Raw genomic sequence first — 22,499 nt, 5'->3', positions numbered from 1 at the left:
AAGCTATCGCCAACAGCGGGACACCGGGCAGGTGGTAGCGCGGCGGTCGGTAGAGATATCGACCGTTGAGTCCCGGGATTCAATATCGAGCAAGAGCGAGAGAACAGAGTGAGCAAACGCGCCTTTAACTTCTGTGCCGGTCCGGCTGCGCTTCCCGAAGCTGTCCTTCAGCGCGCCCAGGCGGAGCTTCTTGACTGGCATGGCAAGGGCCTGTCCGTCATGGAGATGAGTCATCGTAGCGACGAGTACACCGCTATCGCGGAGAAGGCCGAACAAGACCTGCGTGAACTGCTGTCAATTCCGTCCAACTACAAGGTTCTCTTCCTGCAGGGTGGGGCCAGTCAGCAGTTTGCTGAAATTCCGCTGAACCTGCTGCCGGAAGATGGGGTTGCCGACTACATCGATACGGGGATCTGGTCGCGCAAAGCGGTCGAGGAGGCACGTCGTTTCGGTAACGTCAACGTAGCTGCGAGCGCCAAGTCGCTTGATTACTTTGCCATTCCTGGGCAGAACGAGTGGCAGCTCAGTGAGCGCGCTGCGTATCTCCACTATGCAAGCAACGAGACCATCGGTGGCCTGCAGTTCGATTGGGTTCCGGACCTGGGGGACACGCCTCTGGTTGTCGACATGTCTTCGGACATCCTGTCGCGGACAGTCGATGTATCGAAGTTCGGACTTATCTACGCCGGTGCACAGAAAAACATTGGCCCGTCCGGGCTGGTGGTCGTCATCGTTCGTGAGGATTTGCTCGGTCGTGCGCGCTCTGCTTGCCCGACCATGCTCGACTACAAGGTCGCGGCGGATAACGGCTCGATGTACAACACGCCTGCGACTTTCTCCTGGTACCTTTCGGGGCTGGTCTTTGAGTGGCTGAAGGAGCAGGGTGGCGTCGAGGCGATGGAGCAGCGCAATCGCGCCAAGAAGGAAATGCTCTATGGTGCCATCGACGCCAGCGACTTCTACACCAACCCGATCGCCATCAATGCGCGCTCGTGGATGAACGTACCGTTCCGTCTGGCTGATGAGCGTCTGGACAAGGCGTTCCTTACGGGCGCAGACGCGCGTGGCTTGTTGAATCTCAAGGGGCATCGATCCGTTGGCGGCATGCGCGCTTCGATTTATAACGCCGTCGGCCTGGATGCGGTTGAAGCACTTGTAGCCTACATGGCCGAGTTCGAGAAGGAGCACGGTTGATGAGCGACGCCGATCAGCTGAAGGCCCTGCGGGTTCGAATTGACAGCCTCGACGAGCGGATTCTTGATCTGATCAGCGAGCGTGCTCGCTGTGCCCAGGAGGTCGCCCGGGTCAAGACCGCAGCGCTGGCCGAGGGCGAGTCGGCGGTGTTCTATCGGCCCGAGCGCGAGGCATGGGTGCTCAAGCACATCATGGAGCTCAATCGCGGTCCGCTCGATAACGAGGAAATGGCGCGGCTGTTCCGCGAAATCATGTCTTCGTGCCTAGCTCTCGAGCAGCCGTTGCGGGTGGCTTATCTCGGGCCGGAAGGGACGTTTTCTCAGGCGGCGGCGCTCAAGCACTTCGGCCATGCAGTGATCAGTAAGCCGATGGCGGCCATCGACGAGGTGTTCCGCGAGGTCGTTGCCGGGGCTGTGAATTTTGGCGTTGTGCCGGTGGAGAACTCCACCGAAGGCGCGGTCAACCATACGCTGGATAGTTTCCTCGAGCACGACATCGTGATCTGCGGCGAAGTGGAGCTGCGTATCCACCATCATCTGCTGGTGGGCGAGACAACAAAGACTGATCGCATCACACGCATCTACTCCCATGCACAATCGCTGGCTCAGTGTCGAAAATGGCTCGACGCACATTATCCAAACGTTGAGCGAGTGGCGGTTTCCAGTAACGCCGATGCGGCCAAGCGGGTAAAAAGCGAGTGGAATTCGGCAGCTATCGCCGGCGACATGGCTGCCCAGTTGTACGGTCTGAGCAAGTTGGCAGAGAAGATCGAGGATCGTCCGGATAACTCCACGCGGTTCCTGATCATCGGCAGTCAGGAAGTGCCGCCGACTGGCGACGACAAGACCTCGATCATCGTATCGATGCGCAACAAGCCTGGTGCGCTGCATGAGTTGCTGGTGCCGTTCCATGCCAACGGAATCGACCTTACTCGTATCGAAACGCGACCATCGCGTAGCGGCAAGTGGACCTACGTGTTCTTTATCGATTTCCTGGGGCACCACCAGGATCCGCTGATCAAGGATGCGCTGGAAAAGCTTGGGCAGGAAGCTGTCGCCCTGAAGGTGTTGGGCTCTTATCCCAAAGCGGTTCTTTAATTGCGGTTGCAGGTGGCGGGCGTGTGGGGTGACAGGCGACCGGCTTGTACCTGCTGCCAGGCGCCTGCGGCCTGAGGCCTTTTTATGAGTTGTGATTTCCTCGCCCTGGCGCAGCCTGGGGTGCAGAAACTGTCTCCGTATGTGCCGGGCAAGCCGGTTGACGAGCTGGCGCGAGAGCTGAACTTGGACCCGGCGGGAATCGTGAAGCTGGCCAGTAACGAGAATCCGTTGGGGCCGAGTCCGAAAGTGCTTGCCGCGATTAAAGCCGCGCTTTCGGAGCTCACCCGTTATCCAGACGGTAACGGTTTCGCGCTCAAGCAGCGGCTGGCCGAGCGCTATGAAGTAGGGATCAATCAGGTCACGCTGGGCAATGGGTCCAACGACATTCTGGAGCTCGTGGCGCGCGCCTATTTGGCGCCAGGCCTCAACGCCGTGTTCAGTGAGCATGCGTTCGCTGTCTATCCGATTGCGACGCAGGCGGTCGGGGGCGAGGCACGTGCCGTACCGGCCAGGAACTGGGGTCACGACCTCGACGCAATGGCGGCGGCCGTTGATGACAACACCCGTGTTGTTTTCCTCGCCAACCCCAACAATCCCACCGGAACCTGGTTCGATGCTGCTGCGCTGGGTGGATTTCTCGCGCGCGTACCGGAGCGTGTTCTGGTGGTGCTGGACGAAGCCTACATTGAATATGCCGAAGGGCAGGAGTTGCCGGATGGCCTGGTGTTTCTGGCCGACTACCCGAACCTGCTGGTTTCGCGCACCTTCTCCAAGGCTTATGGGCTTGCTGCGCTGCGGGTCGGCTACGCGATCAGTTCGCCGGTGATCGCCGATGTGCTGAATCGCGTCAGGCAGCCATTCAACGTGAACAGTCTGGCGCTGGCAGCGGCTTGCGCAGCGCTGGATGACGTCGATTATCTGCTTGCCAGCCGCAAGGCGAATGATGCCGGAATGCTTCAGCTGGAAGCCGGTTTCCGTCAGCTGGCTTTGGATTGGATTCCTTCTCGGGGCAATTTCATCGCGGTGGACTTCGCCCGTGACGCTGCACTGATCAATCAGGCGCTGTTGCGCGAAGGGGTGATTGTGCGCCCTATGGCCGGATACGGTATGCCAACGTTCCTGCGTGTCTCAATTGGCACCGAGCAGGAAAATGCACGCTTTCTCGATGTGCTGCGCCAGGTGCTCGCTCAGTGAATCACGCTCGTCACGTGCAGCAGCCTTCGCCTATTGTGAATCGCCTGGTGGTGATAGGCCTTGGGCTGATTGGCGGCTCGTTCGCCAAAGGCTTGCGCGAGGCTGGCCTTTGTCGCGAGGTGATCGGCTTCGACCTGGATGCACGCTCGCGTGAGCTAGCGGTCGAACTGGGCGTGGTGGATCGCTGCGCCGAGACGCTTGCAGAGGCTTGTCATGGGGCTGAGGTGATTCAGCTCGCCACGCCTATTCTCGCCCTTGAGCGGCTGCTCGCCGAGCTGGCAAACATTGAACTGGGCGACGCAGTGATCACTGACGTCGGCAGCGCCAAGGGCAATGTCGTGCGCTGTGCGCGTAAAGTGTTCGGCAACATGCCACCAAGGTTCGTGCCGGGCCACCCCATCGCCGGCTCCGAACTCAGTGGCGTGACGGCGGCGAACAGCACGCTGTTTCGGCGGCACAAGGTGATCCTGACGCCGCTGGAAAATACCGATCCGCAAGCGCTCACGCTGGTGAGCAAGCTTTGGTCGGCGCTGGGTGCGGATGTCGAGCATATGGAGGTGACGCATCACGATGAGGTGCTGGCTGCCACTAGTCATTTACCGCATCTGCTGGCCTTCGGACTGGTTGATTCGCTCGCCAAGCGCCATGAGAATCTCGAGATCTTCCGCTACGCGGCAGGTGGTTTTCGCGATTTCACCCGTATCGCCGGTAGCGATCCGGTGATGTGGCACGACATCTTTCTCGCCAATCGCGAGGCAGTGCTGCATACCCTGGACGATTTTCGTGCCGACCTCGACGCGCTGCGCGCCGCGGTCGATGAAGGCGACGGGCACAAGCTGTTGGGCGTTTTCACTCGCGCCAAGGCTGCCCGGGAACATTTCAGCAAAATACTGGCTCGCCGAGCCTATGTGGACGTTATGCATTCCAATGACCTCGTTTTTCTCGCCAATCCTGGCGGCAGCCTGACTGGCCATCTGCGTGTCCCAGGCGACAAATCCATCTCTCACCGCTCGATCATGCTTGGTTCCCTTGCCGAGGGCGTAACGGAAGTCGAAGGCTTCCTGGAAGGAGAAGATGCTCTGGCCACCATTCAGGCGTTCCGGGACATGGGCGTCGTCATTGAGGGCCCGCATCAGGGGCGCGTGACGGTCCATGGTGTTGGTCTGCACGGCCTCAAGGCCCCGCCCGGGCCGATCTACCTGGGCAACTCAGGAACCTCCATGCGGCTGCTGTCCGGTTTGCTCGCGGCGCAACCGTTCGATACGACGTTGACGGGTGATGCGTCCCTGTCCAAGCGGCCGATGAACCGCGTTGCCAAGCCGCTGCGCGAGATGGGGGCCGTGATCGAGACGGCACCGGAAGGGCGTCCGCCGCTGACCATTCGCGGCGGCCAGCGTCTGTCCGGCATGCATTACGAAATGCCGATGGCCAGCGCGCAGGTCAAGTCCTGCCTGTTACTGGCCGGCCTGTATGCAGCTGATCAGACCTCGGTAACCGAACCGGCTCCGACGCGTGATCACACCGAGCGGATGCTTCGCGGTTTCGGCTATCCGGTGACCGTCAAGGGCAGTACTGCGGTTGTTGAACCAGGACACAAGCTGCGTGGTACCCATATTGAAGTGCCTGCCGATATTTCTTCAGCGGCATTCTTCATGGTGGCTGCGAGCATTGCGCAGGGTTCAGAGATCGTGCTTGAGCACGTTGGCGTGAATCCGACCCGTACAGGGGTGATCGACATCCTCAAGCTGATGGGTGGTGACATCTCTCTGGAGAATCCTCGCGAAGTGGGCGGTGAGCCAGTAGCAGACATCCGTGTTCGTGGCGCTCAGCTCAAGGGTATCGATATTCCCGAGGATCTGGTTCCGCTCGCTATCGACGAGTTCCCGGTGCTCTTCGTTGCGGCTGCATGCGCGGAGGGTCGCACCACCCTGCGTGGCGCCGAGGAGCTGCGAGTCAAGGAGTCCGATCGAATCCAGGTAATGGCGGACGGCTTGCAAGCGCTTGGCATCAAAGCTGAACCGACCCCAGACGGGATTGTCATCGAAGGAGGTGCGATTGGCTCCGGCGAAGTCTGGGCGCATGGGGATCATCGCATCGCCATGTCGTTCAGCGTGGCTGCATTGCGCGCCAGCGGTCCGATTCGGGTCCACGACTGTGCCAACGTAGCAACTTCGTTCCCCAATTTTCTTGCACTGGCGCAACGTGCCGGCATGCGGGTTCACTCGGAGGGTGGTTCATGATTAGGCCCGTACCGGTCATCACCATTGACGGCCCGAGCGGATCAGGGAAGGGGACAGTAGCCGCACTACTCGCCGGAGAACTCGGGTGGAACTTTCTCGACTCCGGCGCCTTATATCGATTGCTGGCATTTGCTGCGCGCAATCACGGTGTCGACCTAACCAACGAAGAAGCGCTAAAGGTGCTAGCCGAACACCTCGACGTTCAGTTCGGTGCTGCTCGCGACGGGCACGGCATGATCATCACCTTGGAAGGGGAGGAGGTCACTGAATCCATCCGCAACGAACAAGTGGGTGCCGGTGCATCTCAGGTAGCCGCGTTGCCGGTGGTCCGCACGGCCCTGCTGCAACGGCAGAAGGCATTTCGCGAGGCTCCCGGCCTGGTGGCTGATGGGCGCGACATGGGGACAGTGGTTTTCCCCGACGCGCCGCTGAAGATATTTCTTACTGCGAGTGCAGAGGAACGTGCTCGCAGACGCTTCTTGCAGTTGAAGGCTCGCGGTGATGATGTTAATCTCGCGAGTCTTCTTGAGGAGATCCGGGAGCGCGACGAGCGTGATACCCAACGTGCGGTGGCACCGTTGAGGCCGGCAGACGATGCCGTTCAACTGGATTCCACTACGCTCTCCATCGAAGAAGTGCTGCAAAAGATTCTGAGCGAAGTCGCCGAGCGCGATTTGGCTGGATGAACGGAATGCCGAAAGGCGGCCAAACGGACCTTGAGCTGGCGCAGTCGTTACGATGTGCCTCTCGGGGCCGTTAACAAGGAGGCATGTGGGAGACCAGATCCAGTCCCACAGGCCTTTTTTTATATGAATGAACCCACATTGTCTGGAATGTGGAGATTGGGCGGGTCCTCGTCCGAAAACAGCAGGAATAAACATGAGCGAAAGCTTTGCAGAACTTTTTGAAGAAAGCCTAAAAACCCTCGACATGCAGCCGGGTGCCATCATCACCGGCATCGTGGTCGACATCGACGGTGACTGGGTCACTGTTCATGCCGGTCTGAAGTCCGAGGGCGTCATCCCGGTCGAGCAGTTCTACAACGAGCAGGGCGAGCTGACCATCAAGGTGGGTGACGAGGTCCACGTTGCTCTGGACGCGGTTGAAGATGGCTTTGGCGAAACCAAGCTGTCCCGTGAAAAGGCCAAGCGCGCGGAATCCTGGATTGTTCTGGAAGCAGCTTTCGCCGCCGAGGAAGTGGTCAAGGGCGTTATCAACGGTAAGGTTAAAGGCGGCTTCACTGTCGACGTTAACGGCATCCGTGCGTTCCTGCCAGGCTCCTTGGTCGATGTCCGTCCGGTGCGTGATACCACTCACCTGGAAGGCAAAGAGCTCGAGTTCAAGGTCATCAAGCTGGACCAGAAGCGCAACAACGTTGTCGTTTCCCGCCGCAGCGTGCTGGAAGCCGAGAACAGCGCCGAGCGTGAAGCTCTGCTGGAATCCCTGCAGGAAGGTCAGCAGGTCAAGGGTATCGTCAAGAACCTCACCGACTACGGTGCGTTCGTTGACCTGGGTGGCGTCGATGGTCTGCTGCACATCACCGACATGGCCTGGAAGCGTATCAAGCATCCGTCCGAGATCGTCAACGTTGGCGACGAGATCGATGTCAAGGTGCTCAAGTTCGACCGCGAGCGCAACCGCGTATCGCTGGGCCTGAAGCAGCTGGGCGAAGACCCATGGGTTGCCATCAAGGCTCGTTACCCGGAAGGCACCCGTGTTCAGGCTCGCGTTACCAATCTGACCGACTACGGCTGCTTTGCCGAGCTGGAAGAAGGTGTCGAAGGTCTGGTACACGTTTCCGAAATGGACTGGACCAACAAGAACATCCACCCGTCGAAGGTCGTACAGGTCGGCGACGAAGTGGAAGTCATGGTTCTGGACATCGACGAAGAGCGTCGTCGTATCTCCCTGGGTATCAAGCAGTGCAAAACCAACCCATGGGAAGACTTCTCCGGCCAGTTCAACAAGGGCGACAAGATCTCCGGCACGATCAAGTCGATCACCGATTTCGGTATCTTCATTGGTCTGGACGGCGGCATCGATGGTCTGGTTCACCTGTCCGACATCTCTTGGAACGAGCCGGGTGAAGAAGCCGTTCGCCGCTTCAAGAAGGGCGACGAGCTGGACACCGTCATCCTGTCGGTCGACCCGGAGCGTGAGCGCATCTCCCTGGGCATCAAGCAGCTGGAAGACGATCCGTTCTCCAACTACGCCGCCGTCAATGACAAGGGCAGCATCGTTCGCGGTACCGTGAAAGAAGTTGACGCCAAGGGCGCCATCATCGATCTGGGTAACGATATCGAAGCTACTTTGAAAGCTTCCGAAATTAGCCGTGACCGCGTTGAAGACGCGCGCAACGTGCTGAAGGAAGGCGACGAAGTCGAAGCCAAGATCATCAGCATTGACCGCAAGTCCCGCGTGATCAGTCTGTCCATCAAGTCCAAAGACGTCGAAGACGAAAAGGATGCGATGAAAGAGCTGCGCACCAAGCAGGACGTAGAAAGCACTGGCCCGACCACCATTGGTGATCTGATCCGTGCTCAGATGGAAAACCAGAACTAAGTTCGGGTTCTTCATAATAAAGGGCGACTTCGGTCGCCCTTTTTTGCGTCTGTAAGAAAGTGATCTGAAGATGAAGCCATCCGGTCGGATCTCCGAATCCTCGTCTAGCCTTTGGTTTTCTCCATGGCAAGCGCCTGGTTGACTGCCAGCCAGCCATCCACGGCCTGTTCGCCGACATCATCGAAGGCGCGTTGAAGCAGGCGGACCTGTTCCCTGCGCAAGGCCTGCTCGAGCTTCGCTCCCTCTGCGGTAAACCGCAGCATGCGCTTTCGCTTGTCATCCTCTGCAGTAAGGCTTTCCACCAGATGCATCTCGATCAACTGGCGCAGCGGCGTATTCAATGCCTGTTTGGAAACGCCAAGATAGCTCAGCAGCTCCTTGACGCTTAGGTCCGGGTAGCTCGCGATAAAGAACAGAATGCGGTGATGCACACGGGACAGGCCGCGGCGGGCGAGCATTTCGTCAGGCTTGGCCGTGAAGGCCTGATAGCCGAGAAAGAAGCTCTCCATGATCTGGCGCTGTACTGCGCTTTTTTTTAGGTCAGGCATATTGACGTATTTATCGTGAGAGGCGTAATTTCGGTCAAGAAGTTTGACTTATTTTGCAGCGCCTCGCATCTGGTATGAAAATGGCCTTCTCCGAACGCATTACTCGCCTTAAAAGTTCCCTCATTCGTGAAATCCTCGCTGCAGCCCAGCGCCCGGAGGTGATGTCCTTCGCTGGAGGACTGCCGGCCGAGGCGATGCTGCCTGCGGTCGATTGGGCCGAGCTGCCGGCAGGCATGGGGCAGTACGGCATGAGCGAAGGCGAGCCCGCCTTGCGTGAAACCATTGCCGCCCAAGCGCGAGAACTTGGCGTACCTTGCGAGGCTAGCCAGGTGTTAATCGTCAGTGGCTCGCAGCAAACACTGGATCTCGCATCGAAGTTGTTTATCGACTCGGGCACGGAGGTATTGGTTGAGGCGCCGACCTATCTTGCCGCGCTTCAATCCTTTCAGCTGTTTGGCGCACACTGTCTGGCTGTCCCGCAACAGGCTGATGGCCCGGACCTGAAAGCGCTGCGCGCCATGCTGGAACAGCACACGCCCGCTTTCGCTTATCTGATCCCCACCTTCCAGAATCCATCTGCCGTTCGCTACAGCGAGGACAAGCGTAACGACGTTGCCAGCTTGCTCGACGAGTTTGGCGTGACTCTGCTTGAGGATGAACCATACCGTGAGCTGGTATTTGATCAGGGCAGTGCCAGGCCAATCGTCTCGCGACTGAAGCGTGCCAGCTGGATGTACACCGGTACGGTATCGAAGACGCTGCTTCCTGGCTTGCGAGTGGGCTATCTGATTGCCTCACCGGACCTATTCCCTTATTTGCTGCGGCTTAAGCAGTCAGCTGATCTGCATACCAACCGGATCGGTCAATGGCAGGCGCTGCAGTGGCTGGGAAGTGAACGTTATCAAGAGCATCTTGCGCAGCTGCGGGACTTCTATCGTGTCCGCCGTGACGCAATGCAGGCTTCGCTCGACGAGCATTTTGGTGATCTGGCGACCTGGGAGCTGCCGCAGGGTGGACTGTTCTTCTGGCTGACCCTGAAGCGGCCGCTGGATACGCGAACGTTGCTTGCCCAGGCGCTCGCCAATGATGTGGTGTTCATGCCCGGCGAGCCGTTCTTCGTGGACCCAGACGCCAATCCCGGTTATCTGCGGCTGAATTTTAGCCATGTTGCGTCTGAGAGAATGGAGGAAGGGCTACGTCGGCTCGCGCAAGTTATCCGTAATGCCAGTGCATTGGAAGCCGCTTGAAGGATATTGCAAACCCGCATCGCGGGTTGATCGGAGGGGAGACCATGTTGAAAGTCTATGGCGATTACAGGTCGGGTAATTGCTACAAGATCAAGCTGATGCTTCATCTGTTGGACCAGCCTTACGAATGGATTCCGATCAATATTCTACGGGGCGAGTCTCGCTCCGAGGAGTTTCTCAAGAAGAATCCAAACGGCAAGATTCCGGTGCTGGAGCTTGAAGATGGCGCATGCCTTTGGGAGTCCAATGCAATTCTGAACTATCTTGCGGAGGGCAGTGAGTTCCTGCCTACAGATCCACGCCTGCGCACCCAGGTACTGCAGTGGCAGTTCTTCGAGCAGTACAGTCACGAGCCCTTTCTTGCGGTTGCTCGTTACATCAAGGTCTATCTCGGCATGCCGGAGGACCGCCGTGAAGAGTATGAGGCCAAGCAGCTGGACGGGTATCACGCGCTGAACGTGATGGAGCAGCAACTGCTGCGTACGCCCTATCTGGTGGGGGAGCATTACTCCATCGCGGACGTGGCGCTATATGCCTATACGCACGTGGCCGAGGAGGGAGGTTTTCAACTGGATGCCTATCCCGCGATTCGCCAATGGTTGCAGCGAGTCGCCAGTCATCCAAGGTATATCGGCATGTACGATTGAAAACAAACAGGGCCGCAAGGGCCCTGTTTTTTCTGTACGCCCGATGTTACTTGACCAGTCCGAGAAACTCGCTGCGAGTTGCGGCGTTGTCACGGAACTGACCGAGCATCACCGACGTAACCATCGATGAGTTCTGCTTCTCGACACCGCGCATCATCATGCACATGTGCTGGGCTTCGATGACAACGGCCACACCTGATGCACCGGTAACCTGCTGCATCGCTTCGGCGATTTCGCGGGTCAGGTTTTCCTGGATCTGCAACCGGCGCGCGTACATATCTACGATCCGGGCAACCTTCGACAGGCCGAGTACCTTGCCGTTGGGGAGGTAAGCGACGTGCGCCTTACCAATGAACGGCAGTATGTGATGCTCGCACAGCGAATACAGCTCGATATTCTTGACCAGCACCATCTCGCTGTTATCTGAACTGAACAGCGCACCGTTGGTGACTTCTTCAAGGGTTTGCTGATAGCCCTTGCATAGGTACTGCATGGCTTTGGCAGCACGCTTGGGCGTGTCGAGCAGACCTTCGCGGCTAACGTCCTCGCCAAGTTGGCCAAGGATCGCGGTGTAGTGTTGTTCCAGAGACATTGAAACTACCTGTCAGGCTTCATGAGGGCGCGAACGCGAAGGGTAGGGGGCGGCCGCTTGGCTGGCAAGTATATCGAGCGATACGGCGTGCGGTTCACTCGTCCCGGCCTTCAAGCATGGTGCGTTTGAGCATTACGTACAGAGCGCCGGTTCCGCCATGGCGTGGCAGGCAGGATGTGAAGCCAAGCACCTGCGGGTGCTGCCGCAACCAGGTGTTGACGTGGCTCTTGATCAACGGGCGCTTGCCGTCGACCCGCGCAGCCTTGCCATGGGTGACGCGGACGCAACGCACTTCGAGTCGGGTGGCTTCGGCAATAAAGTCCCACAGTAGCTCGCGGGCTTTCTCGACGCTCATGCCATGCAGGTCAAGGCTCCCCTCGAACGGGATCTGGCCCGCCTTGAGTTTGCGGACCTGACTGTCCTGCACCCCGTCGCGAGCCCAGTAAAGCTCGTCTTCGGCGCCGACATCTATGACGAACTGATCTGATAGCCCGTCGACGCGAGTGGTCTCGTTGCTAACGGTGGCGTTGCTGCGGCGAATCGCAATCTGTTCGCGATTATTACGTGCTTTGCCGGTCTCGGCGCGGTCGTGCTTGATCGGCTTGACGCCGCGCACCGCCGATTTGAAGAGAGAGAAGTCGTCTTCTTGCATGGGGCCTCCAAACAGGGTGGCAGTTTACCCCAGCCACTGCGCCTGGCGGATGAGCGTTCCGCCCAGGCGTGTCATTTGTTTGGGGCAGATCATGCATGCGCAGCTGCTGTATCTATTGCTGGATAGGCCGGGCAGCTCAGCTGGCCTTCAGATCGTGAATCCCTAAAGCGCTAGCGCCGCTACGTCTTGCACACAAACGGCAAAGTTGTCGGCGAGAATAGTCATCTCGATTCGGTGCACCTGATCTGCGTCGATGCTGCCATCGCCCATGGGCAGGTTCCGCGTGGCGCAGGCGCTATCGACCAGCGTGCAGCGATAGCCGTAATCCTTGGCAGCTCGAACGGTAGTGCTGATGCTCGAGTGGGTCATGAAGCCGCAAACAATCAGGTCCAGGCGCCCGAGCTTCTGCAGCAGGTCATGAAGTTCGGTACCGGAAAAGGCGTTCGGAAGGCGTTTGGCAACTACTGCCTCTCCTGGCTGCGGTGCAGCCTCGGGCATGATCTGTCCGCGGAAACCCTGCGGGTCAAAAAGGCCGCCGCTGATACCCAGGTGATGCACGTGCACGATTGGCGCACCGGCCTCACGCGCAGCGGCCAGGAGGCGAGTGATTTCCGGCAGTGCCCGGTCCAGCGCAGGCAGGGCCAGAACACCGCTGCGGTACTCTTCCTGAACATCGATGACCAGCAGTGTGGCATTCGTCAGCGTGGCCGGGTTATAGCTGCGGCCACTGAGCTGAAGCATGGTCTGTGGCTTGGTCATTTTCGGCTCCTTGTGCTTTGAGGGGGCTGATTGTGGCGCCAGAATGCGCGGATGTGAACCGTCCGGCTCATGTTTCGCTGGGTGAAGTCCTGACTGCTCGGTCTAATCGGGATTCTGCTTCGCCTGCCAAGAAGAGCCCGAGCTCCTGGCGCGGTTCGAAGAGCGAACTGGGCGTAGTGGCGATTCGAAAAACGGGATGAGCCATGGCCACTACCTGAGCCTTACGAGCAGTGGCATAGCTGCGTTTTTCGTATGCCTGCTACACTCGCGCCCTTTTTATAGGAGACGTCATCTTGACCGCTTCGCTCTCCCGCTTACGTACGCTACGTGACCATATTCGCTGGGCTGTCAGCAGATTTCAGGCCGAGCAGTTGTTCTTCGGTCATGGCACCGACAATGCTTGGGATGACGCGCGCCAATTGGTGCTAGGTGCACTTCACCTGCCGTGGGAAATGTCCGATAGCTATCTGGACTGCCGTCTGGAGCTCGATGAGTGTGAGCATCTACAGAATCTGCTGCGTCGTCGAATTGAGGAGCGCGTGCCAACGGCCTACCTTCTTGGGCAGGCGTGGTTCTGCGGTTTGCCCTTCATCGTCGATGAGCGTGTGTTGATCCCGCGGTCGCCGATAGGTGAGCTGATCGAGCATCGTTTTGAGCCGTGGCTACCCGATACGCCGACGCGGATACTCGATCTGTGCACCGGGTCAGGCTGTATCGGCATCGCCTGCGCATACGAGTTTCTTGCAGCGGAGGTGGTTCTCGCTGACCTATCGTTCGATGCGATCGAGGTGGCGAATCGAAACATCGAACATCACGGACTCGAGGATCGGGTTTACACAGTGCAAAGCGATGGGTTCGACGGGCTGCCCAATCAGCGCTTTGATCTGATCGTTTCCAATCCTCCGTACGTCGATGCCGAAGATTTCGACGACATGCCCGATGAGTTTCATCATGAGCCGCCCTTGGGGTTGGCTTGCGGTGAAGATGGGCTGGATCTGGTGCGGCGTATGCTCGCGCAGGCCGCTGATCATCTCACCGATGACGGCATCCTGATCGTCGAAGTGGGGAATAGCCAGGTTCATGTGCAGGCACTGTATCCTGAAGTGGATTTCACCTGGCTGGAGTTCTCATGCGGCGGACATGGCGTGTTCCTGCTCGCGGCTCAGCAGTGCCGAAAGCATCAGGCGCTGTTCCGCGCACGTCTTGCGGGAAGCTGATCAGCTGAGAACCGGGGTTAGGTCGAGGTGGCCGTGACTAGGCATATGCTGCGTGCCAAGGAGGCTGGGCGCTGTGCGGATTTTTCCGCCGATGCTGAGCATTTGCGTCGCCGAGTGGTCTGTTGCATGTGGTGTCTGATTGGAAGGCGGCGCGCGATATCTTCGCTCATCGCCGACTGATCATTGTCGTGCTCGCGCTACACGTCGTTGAGCCCTTGCATTCAAGCGGACGGACCATGCCAGGCATTACGGTAGAACCCATCACCTTTTCGTTGTTCGGCGCGTTGGGCGACCTGGCGCTGCGTAAGCTGTTTCCAGCCCTGTATCAGTTGGATCGTGCTGGCCTACTGCATGCCGATACCCAGATTCTCGCGCTATCGCGCGAGAGCGGTGAGCCGGCCGCCCAGAAGGCACGGATTGAGCATGCGCTGCGTGCTCGGGTTCCTGCTGGTGAGCTCGATGAGCCGGCTCTCGAGCGTTTCGGCGCCCGACTGCACTATCTGGCAATGGATTTTAACCGGGCTGAGGATTACGCGGCGCTTCGTGGCTGTGTGCCGGTCGAGCAGCCCCTGATTGCCTATTTCGCTACGCCCGCGGCCGTCTATGGTGACATCTGCAGGTTCCTGGCTTCGGCAGGGCTTGCAGAGCAGGCGCGGGTCGTTCTGGAAAAACCCATCGGCCACGATCTTGTGTCCTCTCGCGTTATCAACGATGCGGTCGCCGAACACTTTCCGGAGAGTCGCATCTATCGTATCGACCATTATCTCGGCAAGGAAACGGTACAGAACCTCATCGCGCTACGCTTCGCCAACAGCCTATTCGAGACGCAGTGGGACCAGCACCACATCTCCCATGTGGAAATCACCGTGGCCGAAACAGTCGGCATCGAAGGGCGCTGGGGCTATTTCGATCAGGCCGGTCAATTGCGCGATATGGTTCAGAACCATCTGCTGCAGTTGCTCTGCTTGATCGCCATGGATCCTCCAAGCAATCTGACCGCCGACAGCATCCGTGATGAAAAGGTGAAGGTACTCAAGGCGCTGGCCCCGATTACCGCGCAATCCATTCATCAGCGGGTGGTGCGGGGCCAGTATGCCGCCGGCAACGTTGCCGGCGTCTCGGTACCCGGCTATCTGGATGAAGAGAACTCGAACGCCGAAAGCGGCACGGAAACCTTCGTGGCGTTGCGTGCCGACATCTGCAACTGGCGCTGGTCAGGAGTGCCTTTCTATCTGCGTACCGGCAAACGTATGGCGCAGAAGCTGTCGCAGATCGTCATTCATTTCAAGGAACCACCTTTCTACATTTTCGCGCCTGAGCAGCGAGCGCTGATCAGCAATCGCCTGATCATTCGTCTGCAGCCTGACGAGGGCATTTCGCTACAGGTGATGACCAAAGAGCAGGGGTTGGACAAGGGCATGCACTTGCGCAGTGGGCCCTTGCAGCTGAATTTCTCCGAGACCTACAAGAGCACCCGCATTCCCGATGCCTATGAGCGCCTCCTGCTCGAGGTCATGCAGGGCAATCAGAACCTTTTCGTGCGCAGGGATGAAATCGAGTATGCGTGGCAATGGTGCGATCAGCTCATCGAAGGCTGGAATCGTCTTGGCGCAGAGCTCAAGCTTTATCCCGCTGGTTCCTGGGGGCCAGTCGCTTCGATTGCACTGATCACACGCGATGGGAGGGCGTGGTATGGCGATCTCTGAACTGGATATTCCTACCGGAGTGGTGGCACATAGTTCGGCCAGTCCGCAGCGGCAGGCCGAGTTGATGGCTGACAGTGTGGCCAAGGCGCTTGTCTATGCAGTGCAAACCCATGGCGTCGCGAGTTTGGTCGTGTCCGGCGGGCGCAGTCCGATTGCATTCTTCGAGCTACTTTCAACCCAGGAGCTGGACTGGTCGAAGGTGCAGATCAGCTTGGCTGATGAGCGCTGGGTGTCTCCGGATGATCCGGCCAGTAATGAAGGGTTGGTGCGACGTCACCTGCTGAAGAACGCGGCCCGTGAAGCGCGGCTGATCGGGTTGTACCAACCTACCGATTCTGTGGAGCAGGCTGCATTGCTTGCCGACCGTGCACTTGGGCAACTGACTCGGCCCATCGATGTGCTGGTACTGGGAATGGGGGACGATGGCCACACGGCTTCGCTGTTCCCGGGCAATCCTGGGCTCGCACACGCGCTACGGGAGGACTGCCAGGAGCGCTGCCTACCGATGCAGGCGCCGTTTGCACCGCAGGCTCGTCTAACGATGACCTATCCGCTTTTGGCGTGTGCGCGGAAGCAGTGCCTAGCCATCCAGGGCGCCGACAAACTGGAAACCTTGCGCGCGGCTCTCATTGCCGACCCGCTGCAGATGCCGATCCGTGCATTCCTGCATTCCCCGCTCGAAATCTATTGGTGCCCGTGAGGCCCGAGGACTTTCGCATGACCATGGACCAGAAAAACGCTCTGATAGAACGAATCTGTGTAGATGCGCGGATCTTGCCAGTTATCACCATCGGCGGCGAAGAGCAGATCCTGCCCCTTGCTGATGCATTGGCTGCGGGCGGTCTACGTACGTTGGAGATCACCTTGCGATCAAGTTACGGCCTGGCCGCCATTCGACAACTGCGTGAAGAACGTCCAGGCCTTTGTGTTGGCGCCGGCACCGTGCTGAACCGACGCATGATGGATGAGGCTGAAGCAGCGGGTGCGCAGTTCATCGTCACGCCAGGTTCTACGCGGGAAATCCTCGAGGCAGGAGTCAGCTGTTCTGTGCCGCTGCTGCCCGGCACCAGTAGCGCATCGGATGTCATGGAGGGCTACGCGCTCGGTTATCGTCGCTTCAAACTCTTTCCGGCTGAGGTCTGTGGTGGCATCGCTGCATTGAAGGCATTTGGCGGCCCTTTTGCGGATGTTCGTTTCTGCCCCACCGGCGGTGTAACAGCTGGCAACGCCCCACAATACCTGGCATTGCCGAACGTAATGTGTGTTGGTGGTACCTGGATGATAGATAGCACGAGCCTCGCCAGCGGTGACTGGTCAGCTATTCAGCAGCGAACGGCTGAGGCGCTGGCGGCTTTGCGCTGACTCCACCATGGCTGTTCCGCAGTGCTGCTACGCTGTCCTAGGTGCGTAGCAGCAACTATGCGCGTATGATTCGCGCCCTTTCAATCGGATTGCCACACCGGGAGGTGCCCAGATGACCGAGCACGAAGAAACAAGCACTCATGTAACTCACGGCGAAAAGCTGCAGAAAGTCCTGGCCCGTCTGGGCATGGCGTCGCGTCGCGACGTTGAAAAATGGATCGCCGAAGGTCGAGTCAAAGTCAACGGCGCTATCGCCAGCCTTGGCCAGCGTGTCGATTCGCACGATGCGATTGCTGTCGATGGCCGCCTGCTAAAGCGCGAAGAAGCGAATGAAATTGTTCGTCGCGTACTGATCTATAACAAGCCTGATGGTGAGATTTGCACACGCAACGATCCGGAAGGGCGCCCCACGGTTTTTGATCGGTTGCCGCGCCCCAAGGAAGGCCGTTGGATCAACATCGGCAGGTTGGACATCAATACCACTGGCCTCCTGCTTTTCACCACTGACGGTGAGCTGGCCAACCGCCTAATGCACCCATCATATGAAATGGACCGCGAATATGCGGTGCGGGTGCGCGGGGAGGTCGATGACGAAATGATCGACAGACTCAAAACTGGTGTGATGCTGGAGGATGGTCCGGCGCGCTTTACCGATATCCAGGAAGCACCTGGCGGTGAAGGATTCAATCATTGGTACCACTGCGTAGTGATGGAAGGCCGCAATCGCGAGGTTCGACGGCTCTGGGAATCTCAGGGCCTGGTTGTGAGCCGGTTGAAGCGGGTTCGTTTCGGTCCGGTATTCATGACTTCCGATCTGCCGATGGGGCGCTGGCGCGAGATGTCGCAAAGCGAGGTGGACATCCTCAGCCAGGAAGTGGGTCTCAAGCCACTCGCCTTGCCAAGTATGAAAGCCAAGGCCAAGGAAAAGATCGACCGTATGCAGCGCAAGGTGGCTAAACCACTGAGTCGGGGCGACCGTCGGCCCCGAGTGTTGCGCTCGGCGAACGAGGCTGATTCGCCTGCGTCGGAAAAGTCACGGGCACCACGGAACGACCAGAGTGGGCGTAAGCCGCATGCTAGCGGCGAGAAGTCCCGTGGAACGCCGGTCGCAGAGCGCCCAGGTGAATCGCGTAAGGGTGGGAGGCGCAATGATGGTGCTGGGCGTTCGCCGGGGCTAGCCAATAAGCCCGCAGGTGACGGCCAGCGTCCTGGTTTCGGGCGTGACCGCAACAAGAAATCCTAAAGAGTTCTAGTGCTGCGCAGAGGGATAGCGACTGTCCCACTGCGCAGTGCATTGCTCTATTGGCACTCCGGCGTTATTGAGCGTCGAAAGCCTGACCATTGATCCCGGCACTGTCCGGGCCCATTAGGTATAGGTAGACAGGCATGATTTCGGCGGGAAGCGGATTGACGATCGGATTCTCTCCCGGGTAGGCCTTGGCGCGCATGTCAGTGCGGGTTGCGCCGGGGTTGATGCTGTTAGCTCGGACCGGTGAGGTGTCGTCCATTTCGTCTGCCAGCACCTGCATCAATCCCTCGGTAGCAAACTTCGACACTGCATAGGCACCCCAGTAGGCGCGCCCTTTGCGGCCAACACTGCTTGATGTGAAGACTACCGATGCGTCCTTGGCCAGCTTGAGCAACGGGAGCAGGGTACTGGTCAGCATGAACATCGCGTTCACATTTACCTGCATCACCCGCATGAAGTTGTCGCCGGACAACTGCTCGAGAGGCGTGCGCGGCCCCACGATTGCCGCATTATGCAAGATGCCGTCGATATGCCCGAATTCGCGTTCGACCATAGCGGCCAGTCCATCATATTGATGAGGCAGCGCGGTTTCCAGATTCAACGGGATGACTGCGGGGCGGGGGTGCCCCGCCGCTTCTATATCGTCATAGACGCGGTTTAGATTTTCTTCGTTCTTACCGAGCAACAGCACCGTAGCTCCGTGAGCGGCATAGGCCTTAGCTGCGGCTTCTCCGATGCCGCGACCGGCCCCGGTAACCAGAATGATGCGCCCTTCGAGGAGGTCGGGGCGGGCGGAGTACTCGAACATCGGGATGCCTCGTAAATCGATATTAATATTTGGCGCTCGGCAGCCGCTGCCGAGCGGATAGCATCGGGGAGGTTGCGCTATTGCCAATTCAGCAGGCGCACAACGCTCGATCCAGAACTCGACGCAGCTCCAACGGATGATCGATCACAACATCCGCGCCCCAGTTACCGGGGTTGTCCTCGGGGTGGATGTAGCCGTAGCTCACCGCGGCCGTTCTGCTTCCGGCGGCGCGGCCGGATTCGATATCCCGCAGGTCGTCGCCGACGAACAGCACTGCAGATGGATCGAGGTTGAGTTTTTTGCATGCCAGGAGCATAGGCTCGGGATCCGGCTTGCTATTTTTGACGTGGTCAGGACAGATCAGAACCGCAGAGCGGGAGGCTAGGCCCAGCTGATGCATGATTGGTTCCGCAAAACGCAGTGGTTTGTTGGTCACAACCCCCCAAAGCAGGTTTGCCTGCTCAATCTCATTGAGTAATTCGGCCATGCCTTCATAGAGGTGGCTGTGTACTGCGCAATTTTCCTGATATCGCTCGAGAAACTCGAGACGCAGTTCTTCGAACTCGAGCGATAGCGGATCAACGTCGAATGCGCTGAGCACCATGGCTCTTGCTCCGCCAGACACCACATCACGAATCTGTTGTCCCGCAACGGGCGTCAGACCACGGGCAATTCGCATGGCTTGCGCGACGGCGATGAAGTCGGGAGCGGTATCGAGCAGAGTACCGTCCATGTCGAACAGAACAGCGCGCAGGCGCATCATGCCTCCTTGATGGTCTGAACCATATAGTTGACATCGACGTCCGCGGACAGCTTGTAGTGCTTGGTGAGCGGGTTATAAGTTAGGCCGATTATGTCTTTGACTGCCAGGCCGGCGTCGCGGCTCCAGGCACCCAGTTCCGATGGCCGGATGAATTTCTTGAAGTCGTGGGTGCCTCGCGGAAGCAACTGCAGCACGTACTCTGCGCCAATAATGGCTAACGCGTAGGCTTTCGGATTGCGGTTGATCGTGGAGAAAAATACCTGTCCGCCTGGCTTGACCAGTGCACAGCAGGCGCGGATGACCGATGCCGGATCAGGTACGTGTTCCAGCATCTCAAGGCAGGTGACGACATCGAATTGTTCTGGTGCTTCCTCTGCCATCGCTTCGGCAGTGATCTGCCTATAATCAATGTCAAGCCCGGACTCGAGAAGGTGTAGGCGCGCTACCGACAGCGGAGCTTCGCCCATATCTATGCCGATTACCTTGGCTCCGCGCTGGGCCATGGATTCGCTCAGAATTCCACCGCCACAGCCAATATCGATGACCTTCTTGCCTGCTAGCCCAACGTGTTCGTCTATCCAGTTCACTCGAAGCGGGTTGATCTCGTGCAGCGGCTTGAACTCGCTTTCGCGGTCCCACCAACGATGCGCAAGGGCTTCGAATTTGGCGATTTCAGCGTGGTCGACGTTGCTCATGATCCGGTCCGTTTGAAGGCTGAGGGAGAAGCTTGAGCTGCAAACGCTCATGTTGCCAGCTTCGGATAGATGGTGGGTGCATCAGCCGCCCACAGTTTGTATGTCAGTTTGTCGCGATAACAGGTTCTATATGGACACGAACGCGTCAAGACTTGTCCGTCCCTGCGATCCGTTCAGCCCATTGGCGGGCATTGGCTATTATCCGCTGCTCATCCATGCGGGTCAGGCTGCCATTATCAAGCAGCTGCTTGCCGCCGACCCACACATGCCGGACCGTGTCCCTGCCGGTGGAGTAGATCAACTGGGAGACGGGGTCGTATATAGGTTGTTGAGCTAGGCCCGAGAGGTCGAACGCGACCAGATCTGCGAACTTGCCGACCTCCAGCGATCCGGTATGGTCGTCCAGCCCCATGGCCCGTGCTCCGTTGAGCGTAGCCATGCGTAGCGCCCGATGAGCGTCCAGTGCTGTAGCCGATCCGGCGACTGCCTTTGCCAGCAGGGCGGCGGTGCGTGTCTCGCCTAGCAGATCCAAATCGTTATTGCTCGCGGCGCCGTCGGTTCCGATCGCAACGTTGATTCCAGCTTCCCAGAGGCGTTCCACGGGACAGAAGCCGCTGGCGAGCTTGAGGTTGGATTCAGGGCAGTGAATGACGCTGCAATTATGCTCAGTGAGCAGTTCGATATCTTCATCATCGACCTGCGTCATGTGCACCGCCTGGAATCGCGGCCCGAGTAGCTGAAGTCGTGCAAGCCGCGCTAAGGGTCTCTCGCCACTCTTCTGCAGCGCCTCCTGAACCTCATGGGCAGTTTCGTGGACATGCATATGAACCCCTGCGTCCATCTCCGCCACCAGTATGCGAATGTTCTCAAGCTTGTCGTCCGTGACTGAATACGGCGCGTGCGGTCCGAAGGCAACCGTGATGCGCGGGTGGTGCTTAAGGTCGTCGAAGAGTGCGACGCCATTGCGCAGCGCTTCGTCAGCGTCCCGGGCACCGGGGATCGGAAAGTCCAGGACGGGAATGGTGATCTGTGCTCGCACGCCATACTTGTGCACGAGCGCGCTTACGACGTTGGGATAGAAGTACATGTCTGAAAAGCACGTGATGCCGCTTTTCAACTGTTCGGCAATGGCAAGCTCGCTGCCGCTTTGGACGAAAGCTTCGTCAACCCACCGGGTTTCAGCCGGCCAGATATGGTCTTTAAGCCAGCGCTGTAAGGGCAGGTCATCGGCGAGGCCGCGAAACAGGGTCATGGCTGCATGCCCGTGTGCGTTAACGAGGCCAGGTGCGAGCAGCATCCCCTCTAGATCGCGCGTTTCATTGGCCGCATATTTAAGTGCTTCAGCTTTCGGTGCGATAAGCGCGATACGGCCGTCTCGAATTCCGAGCCCGTGCCCTTTCAGTACCACCCCTGCAGGTTCTACCGGAACCAGCCAGGTTGGAAAGAGAAGCAGATCTAGGGGGGCGCCGCTTTGCGGGGACATGAGAAGCCATGACTTAGTAGAAAGGCGTTAGTGTAATGGCTGAAGGGCCCAGTTTGAAGAAAGGCAGTGAGGCGTCAGGGCTGCATGCAATCCATCATTTATATAGGTGGCCTTTGGATGTGCGCCGGGCGTGGCCAAACGCATAAAGTCTGAATTAACGGTTGACGGTAGTTTTCAGGCCCCTATAATGCGCACCACTTCCGGCGCAGTCCTTAAGCAAAACCTCTTGCAAATCAAAAGGTTAGCGAGATAAAAGGGTTGCACTGGTGGCGGATTCGAGTAGAATGCGCCGGGCTGGCAGGGCGGTGGTTTAGCGCTGCTGGTGGCTTCGGTCAGGTTGATCGGAAGCGGTTGAAAGAGGTGGTTGACAGCGGTTTTGAACGCTGTATGATTCGCCTCCCGCTGATGAGAGACGCAAGTTGATCTGAAGCGCAAGCGGTTGAGAAGAAAGAAAAACTTCTTCAAAAACAGCTTGACAGGTAAC

22 protein-coding genes are annotated in these 22,499 nt (G+C 58.5%); 13 read left to right on the top strand and 9 right to left on the bottom strand.

Features of this window, described 5'->3' with window-relative positions:
* Positions 1-108: 108 nt before the first annotated feature.
* The 6 genes from serC (at position 109) to rpsA (ending at position 8,287) form a co-directional block, all read left to right on the top strand.
* The gene (gene serC / locus CXK91_RS20400; protein ID WP_103457848.1) at positions 109-1,194 is read left to right on the top strand and encodes a 3-phosphoserine/phosphohydroxythreonine transaminase; all 1,086 of its coding nucleotides are present in this window, start codon (positions 109-111) and stop codon (positions 1,192-1,194) included.
* Positions 1,194-2,291: a prephenate dehydratase gene (gene pheA / locus CXK91_RS20395; RefSeq protein WP_103457847.1), complete on the top strand. Its 1,098-nt coding sequence runs from the start codon at positions 1,194-1,196 to the stop codon at positions 2,289-2,291. Before serC ends, pheA begins: the two co-directional genes overlap by 1 nt.
* A gap of 84 nt (positions 2,292-2,375) precedes the next feature.
* Entirely contained in the window at positions 2,376-3,485 is a 1,110-nt protein-coding gene (gene hisC, locus CXK91_RS20390; RefSeq protein ID WP_103457846.1) for a histidinol-phosphate transaminase, read from the top strand.
* Positions 3,482-5,725 (top strand): bifunctional prephenate dehydrogenase/3-phosphoshikimate 1-carboxyvinyltransferase, encoded by a 2,244-nt coding sequence (locus CXK91_RS20385; RefSeq protein ID WP_103457845.1) that lies wholly within the window; start codon positions 3,482-3,484, stop codon positions 5,723-5,725. The genes hisC and CXK91_RS20385 overlap by 4 nt, the downstream gene beginning before the upstream one ends.
* A complete protein-coding gene (gene cmk, locus CXK91_RS20380) occupies positions 5,722-6,411 on the top strand; it encodes a (d)CMP kinase (protein WP_103457844.1) in 690 nt (229 codons plus the stop codon). Before CXK91_RS20385 ends, cmk begins: the two co-directional genes overlap by 4 nt.
* A 193-nt stretch (positions 6,412-6,604) precedes the next feature.
* Positions 6,605-8,287, top strand: coding sequence for a 30S ribosomal protein S1 (gene rpsA, locus CXK91_RS20375; protein WP_103457843.1), 1,683 nt, complete (start codon positions 6,605-6,607; stop codon positions 8,285-8,287).
* Between the two features lie 104 nt (positions 8,288-8,391).
* Here rpsA and CXK91_RS20370 read toward each other — a convergent pair whose 3' ends face one another.
* Complete coding sequence (locus tag CXK91_RS20370; RefSeq protein ID WP_103457842.1) at positions 8,392-8,835, bottom strand: MarR family winged helix-turn-helix transcriptional regulator; 444 nt, start codon at positions 8,833-8,835, stop codon at positions 8,392-8,394.
* 80 nt (positions 8,836-8,915) lie between these two features.
* Between CXK91_RS20370 and CXK91_RS20365 the strand changes: the two genes are divergently transcribed.
* On the top strand, positions 8,916-10,082 hold the full coding sequence (locus tag CXK91_RS20365) for a PLP-dependent aminotransferase family protein (protein ID WP_103457993.1): 1,167 nt from the start codon (positions 8,916-8,918) through the stop codon (positions 10,080-10,082).
* Positions 10,083-10,126: 44 nt separating this feature from the next.
* A complete protein-coding gene (locus tag CXK91_RS20360) occupies positions 10,127-10,729 on the top strand; it encodes a glutathione S-transferase family protein (RefSeq protein ID WP_103457841.1) in 603 nt (200 codons plus the stop codon).
* 46 nt (positions 10,730-10,775) lie between these two features.
* Here the strand turns inward: CXK91_RS20360 and folE are convergent, their stop codons facing one another.
* From folE to CXK91_RS20345, 3 genes are all read right to left on the bottom strand, one after another.
* Entirely contained in the window at positions 10,776-11,321 is a 546-nt protein-coding gene (folE, locus tag CXK91_RS20355) for a GTP cyclohydrolase I FolE (RefSeq protein WP_103457840.1), read from the bottom strand.
* A gap of 94 nt (positions 11,322-11,415) precedes the next feature.
* Complete coding sequence (locus tag CXK91_RS20350; RefSeq protein WP_103457839.1) at positions 11,416-11,973, bottom strand: Smr/MutS family protein; 558 nt, start codon at positions 11,971-11,973, stop codon at positions 11,416-11,418.
* A 162-nt stretch (positions 11,974-12,135) separates the two neighbouring features.
* Complete coding sequence (locus CXK91_RS20345) at positions 12,136-12,732, bottom strand: cysteine hydrolase family protein (RefSeq protein WP_103457838.1); 597 nt, start codon at positions 12,730-12,732, stop codon at positions 12,136-12,138.
* A gap of 293 nt (positions 12,733-13,025) precedes the next feature.
* Between CXK91_RS20345 and prmB the strand changes: the two genes are divergently transcribed.
* The 5 genes from prmB (at position 13,026) to rluB (ending at position 18,260) form a co-directional block, all read left to right on the top strand.
* Entirely contained in the window at positions 13,026-13,949 is a 924-nt protein-coding gene (gene prmB, locus CXK91_RS20340; RefSeq protein ID WP_103457837.1) for a 50S ribosomal protein L3 N(5)-glutamine methyltransferase, read from the top strand.
* Positions 13,950-14,185: 236 nt separating this feature from the next.
* Complete coding sequence (gene zwf, locus CXK91_RS20335) at positions 14,186-15,655, top strand: glucose-6-phosphate dehydrogenase (protein WP_103457992.1); 1,470 nt, start codon at positions 14,186-14,188, stop codon at positions 15,653-15,655.
* Positions 15,642-16,355, top strand: coding sequence for a 6-phosphogluconolactonase (gene pgl, locus CXK91_RS20330; protein ID WP_103457836.1), 714 nt, complete (start codon positions 15,642-15,644; stop codon positions 16,353-16,355). The genes zwf and pgl overlap by 14 nt, the downstream gene beginning before the upstream one ends.
* A gap of 17 nt (positions 16,356-16,372) precedes the next feature.
* Entirely contained in the window at positions 16,373-17,017 is a 645-nt protein-coding gene (locus CXK91_RS20325; protein ID WP_103457835.1) for a bifunctional 4-hydroxy-2-oxoglutarate aldolase/2-dehydro-3-deoxy-phosphogluconate aldolase, read from the top strand.
* A 112-nt stretch (positions 17,018-17,129) separates the two neighbouring features.
* On the top strand, positions 17,130-18,260 hold the full coding sequence (gene rluB, locus CXK91_RS20320) for a 23S rRNA pseudouridine(2605) synthase RluB (RefSeq protein ID WP_103457834.1): 1,131 nt from the start codon (positions 17,130-17,132) through the stop codon (positions 18,258-18,260).
* A gap of 73 nt (positions 18,261-18,333) precedes the next feature.
* Here rluB and CXK91_RS20315 read toward each other — a convergent pair whose 3' ends face one another.
* The 5 genes from CXK91_RS20315 to CXK91_RS22815 all read right to left on the bottom strand — a co-directional run.
* The gene (locus CXK91_RS20315) at positions 18,334-19,074 is read right to left on the bottom strand and encodes a YciK family oxidoreductase (protein WP_103457833.1); all 741 of its coding nucleotides are present in this window, start codon (positions 19,072-19,074) and stop codon (positions 18,334-18,336) included.
* An 88-nt stretch (positions 19,075-19,162) separates the two neighbouring features.
* The gene (gene mupP, locus CXK91_RS20310; protein WP_103457832.1) at positions 19,163-19,834 is read right to left on the bottom strand and encodes an N-acetylmuramic acid 6-phosphate phosphatase MupP; all 672 of its coding nucleotides are present in this window, start codon (positions 19,832-19,834) and stop codon (positions 19,163-19,165) included.
* The gene (gene ubiG, locus CXK91_RS20305; RefSeq protein ID WP_103457831.1) at positions 19,834-20,532 is read right to left on the bottom strand and encodes a bifunctional 2-polyprenyl-6-hydroxyphenol methylase/3-demethylubiquinol 3-O-methyltransferase UbiG; all 699 of its coding nucleotides are present in this window, start codon (positions 20,530-20,532) and stop codon (positions 19,834-19,836) included. The genes mupP and ubiG overlap by 1 nt, the downstream gene beginning before the upstream one ends.
* A 145-nt stretch (positions 20,533-20,677) precedes the next feature.
* On the bottom strand, positions 20,678-22,015 hold the full coding sequence (locus CXK91_RS20300; protein ID WP_103457830.1) for a TRZ/ATZ family hydrolase: 1,338 nt from the start codon (positions 22,013-22,015) through the stop codon (positions 20,678-20,680).
* A gap of 174 nt (positions 22,016-22,189) precedes the next feature.
* Positions 22,190-22,499, bottom strand: a 310-nt coding sequence (locus tag CXK91_RS22815) for a hypothetical protein (protein WP_103457829.1), incomplete at its 5' end; no start/stop codon positions are given.

The organism is Stutzerimonas stutzeri (assembly GCF_002909485.1).
GTDB lineage: Bacteria > Pseudomonadota > Gammaproteobacteria > Pseudomonadales > Pseudomonadaceae > Stutzerimonas > Stutzerimonas stutzeri_AH.
Note: the sequence above shows the minus strand (reverse complement) of the source record. Positions and strands in the feature narration are given on the sequence as shown.